Annotated in this window: 3 protein-coding genes; 1 reads left to right on the top strand and 2 read right to left on the bottom strand. The window is 47.1% G+C overall.

The features are described 5' to 3' along the window. Together ACRC27_RS12425 and lrp are read right to left on the bottom strand one after the other, a co-directional pair. Positions 1–1,995, bottom strand: a 1,995-nt coding sequence (locus tag ACRC27_RS12425) for a DNA translocase FtsK 4TM domain-containing protein (protein WP_438640011.1), incomplete at its 3' end; no start/stop codon positions are given. 140 nt (positions 1,996–2,135) lie between these two features. Continuing rightward, entirely contained in the window at positions 2,136–2,630 is a 495-nt protein-coding gene (gene lrp / locus ACRC27_RS12420) for a leucine-responsive transcriptional regulator Lrp (RefSeq protein ID WP_438624054.1), read from the bottom strand. Positions 2,631–2,782: 152 nt separating this feature from the next. Here lrp and ACRC27_RS12415 point away from each other — a divergent pair. Continuing rightward, a partial coding sequence (locus ACRC27_RS12415) for an alanine dehydrogenase (protein ID WP_438640010.1) occupies positions 2,783–3,453 on the top strand: 671 nt, incomplete at its 3' end.

The raw sequence follows: 3,453 nt of genomic DNA, 5'->3' as shown, positions 1-3,453 counted from the left end.
ATTTGTGGCCGCTGCATATTGAGTTGCCGTATGCTGATCGGTTACGCGTTGAGTATCACTTTCATCACGCGCAGTAAACGAGTACGCACTCGTCAGATCATCATCTTGCTGCTGGGCAAAAAATGTAGGCACTTCAACCCCAGGGATCAGCGGATTCTCGCGCTTTAGCGCATCTTCAATCTGCTTATTCTGAGAGTTTTCTTGCTCTTGCTGCTCGATTTCACGCTGACGCTGCTCGGCAATACGCTCAGACGGCAGTTTAATACCCAGCGATGCTAATGTACGGCGGGTTGGAATTTTAACCGGATTTGGCCGCGGCATTTCAGGTACGTTAGGCTTAACCTGCGATTTCGGTGTATAGGTGGTATCAGTATCATCAGCGTGATGAGCGCTAAAACTGTGCGCGGATACATCGTGAAGATCGTCGTTCTCCCCTGCTGCACTGCTGCTAATATTTGAATCACCTGCCTCTGAGTGCGCGGAGAAACTAAACGGTGAGCTACCACTTGACGCGCTAGCTACTGAAGTCACCGTTGCAGCAACTGAACTGCCTGCAATACTGGCGGCTGATGAGGCATCAGAAAATGCTGAACCAAATGGAGAGATCTCTTCATCCAACCCCGGATTAATGCTTTGGCTGTTAAATGCCGCTGCCTTTTCAGGTGAGCGAATATCAGCCTGAACTGGAGAGGGATCCATCGCCATAAGCGCGTCAAGCCCAGCCAGATCGACTTGTGGCTCAAACCAGTTGTCTTGCTCATGACTATCATCAACGTGAATTGTTGCGGCCTGCGAAGGAGTAACGGCTGTTGACGACATAGCCAATACAGATGCTGGTGCAACAGCAGATTTTATCTCTGGCTCTTTGAAGCTGAGGTTATTTATCTCAGGCTCTTGGTCAAATAAAGGCGGTGCTACCGCTTTCATTGCCGTGTCAGTATGAGTACTGAGTGAAATATCATCATCCGTGCGGTGAGCATGCAAAGATGGCATGACAGTATCCTTGTCATCCATCTTAGGCTTTTTTGTGGCTGACTCATCCGTGCTCGTGGTCTCTGTCACCGCATTTTTCTTCGCACGACGTGGCGATTGCAGCAATACATCATCACTGTCTATATCATCTTTATCGGCATCATCTTCTGATGAGTTATCATGCAGATCAAGATCACGCGTGCGCTGTTGATTTTTTTGCGGCTGCTTTTTACTGTTTTTTATCTTTGCTGCAGCACGCTCTTCCTGCTCATCAAGCGCTTCATCATCAAGGTATTCATCATCGTCTTCATGATCATAACCTTGTTGATCAACATAATCGGCATCATCCGCTTCACGTGCCGCTTTATCTGCCGCAGCTTTTTCCGTCAGCATTTCACGACGGCGAGTACCACCACCCGAAAAGAAAGCCACCGGACTTAAAATTGCGGCACCAATATTTTCGGCCAACGTCAGCCATGACAAACCGGTAAACAGGGTCACTGCCGATGCCCAGACACACAACAAAATTAAGGTTGCGCCGATTTGCGAGAACCAAGGTACGCTGTAGTTGCTGATAGCCGCACCGATAAACCCACCGGAAGGGAAATAGTAAAAATCATCAATACTGATGGCGGCTAACCCACAAGATGCGCCAATCAGCAGCACAACACCAATCAGGCGTAATGCTAAATTTAGGAAATCAAACGGTTCATCATCGCTACGGCGACGGAACATCACCCATGCGGCAAGCACCATAATAGGCGGCACGGTATAAGCAAGCACCCCGACCGATAAGAACAGCGTATCCGCAACCCATGCCCCTACCGCACCGGTAATATTTTGTATTGCATCATGCCATGAAGCTTGCGACCAGCTCGGATCTGAGGGGTCAAAGCTAAGCAGCGCAACCATCATATAGACAGCAAAAATAACACCCACAATCAAGAATGCTTCCATGATGCGGTGTAATCCACTTAATTTCTTATTGGTTCTAGCTTTTTTTTCTGCGAGTACCTGGCTCAAAAATGTCTCTCCAGGAGTCAATATTAACGACCAAAAATACGCCGAGCGGCACAAGCCGCTCGAGCGTTTTGATCTGGATGAATGACCAGTATTTTAACTAAGCTGAACGAGTTTTGCACCCTTCATACTCATCTTGTTATTTAACGAGTCTTTATCACCAAACGATTGGTCTGTTTTACCTCTTCCATTACAACGTAAGTACGCGTGTCATTCACACCCGGCAAACGCAGTAAGGTTTCACCTAATAACTTACGGTACGCTGACATATCAGGTACACGTGTTTTCAGCAGGTAGTCAAAATCACCGGAAACCAGATGGCACTCTTGGATCTCTTCAAGCTTTTGCACGGCGGCATTAAATTGCTCAAAAACATCAGGTGCGCCACGGTTTAAGGTTATTTCAACAAATACCAATAAAGATGCATCTAAATAATGTGGGTTTAATAACGCCGTATAACCGTTAATAAAACCCTGACGCTCTAAGCGTCGTACCCGTTCTAAACAGGGAGTGGGTGATAAACCGACGCGCTTTGATAATTCAACGTTGGATATACGCCCGTCCTTTTGTAGCTCATTCAGAATATTACGATCTATTCTGTCGAGATCTTTGCTTGGCCGCTTTTTATTCTCTGTCATTTTACTCCACCCGTTTCGTCCTTGCGTGAATTAATGCTGCATCCTAACCCAAAAAAGAAACACCATACCAACTTAGTCGTTATATACTAGCAACATATACAGAGGATTCACAAACCTTCAGCGTTATACACCATTTACCGCGAGGTACTCAGATGATTATTGGTATTCCTAAAGAGATCAAAAACCATGAATATCGCGTTGGGATGACTCCTGCTGGCGTGAAAGAACTCTCTGTTCATGGCCATCAACTCCTTGTCCAAACTCATGCAGGCAGTCAGATCGGTTTTACTGATGCCGATTATATTGCTGCAGGAGCGCGTATTGTTTCTTCCTCAGATGATGTTTTCGCAAATGCAGAGATGATTGTCAAAGTAAAAGAGCTACAAACAGTAGAACGTACCAAACTTCTCCCCTCTCAGGTGCTTTTTACCTATCTCCATCTGGCAGCAGATATGGAACAGACTCACGCTTTACTGCAAAGTGATGCAATTTGTATTGCTTATGAAACCGTGACCCATGCACTCGGTGGTCTGCCGCTTTTAGCACCCATGTCTGAAGTTGCCGGTCGCATGGCGGTACAAGCAGGCGCACATGCACTGGAAAAATCACAAGGGGGATCGGGCATTTTACTTGGCGGTGTTCCGGGCATTCCTGCGGCGAATGTGGTGATTTTTGGTGGCGGTGTGGTTGGTGCCAATGCCGCACGAATTGCGGTCGGTATGCGGGCAACCGTTACCCTGTTTGATAACAATATTGATACATTACGCCGCCTAGACACTGAGTTCGCAGGCCGTGTTCAACTGCTCAGCCCAACCCATGCCGC

The sequence above is a fragment of the Plesiomonas sp. genome, from assembly GCF_051650925.1.
In the GTDB taxonomy this organism is placed as follows: Bacteria; Pseudomonadota; Gammaproteobacteria; order Enterobacterales; family CAMTGL01; genus Plesiomonas.
This window is presented reverse-complemented; position numbering and strand designations above follow the sequence as displayed.

Coding starts and splice junctions, on each gene's coding strand:
- lrp (WP_438624054.1), bottom strand. CDS start 2,630: ATGACAGAGAATAAAAAGCGGCCAAGCAAAGATCTCGACAGAATAGAT.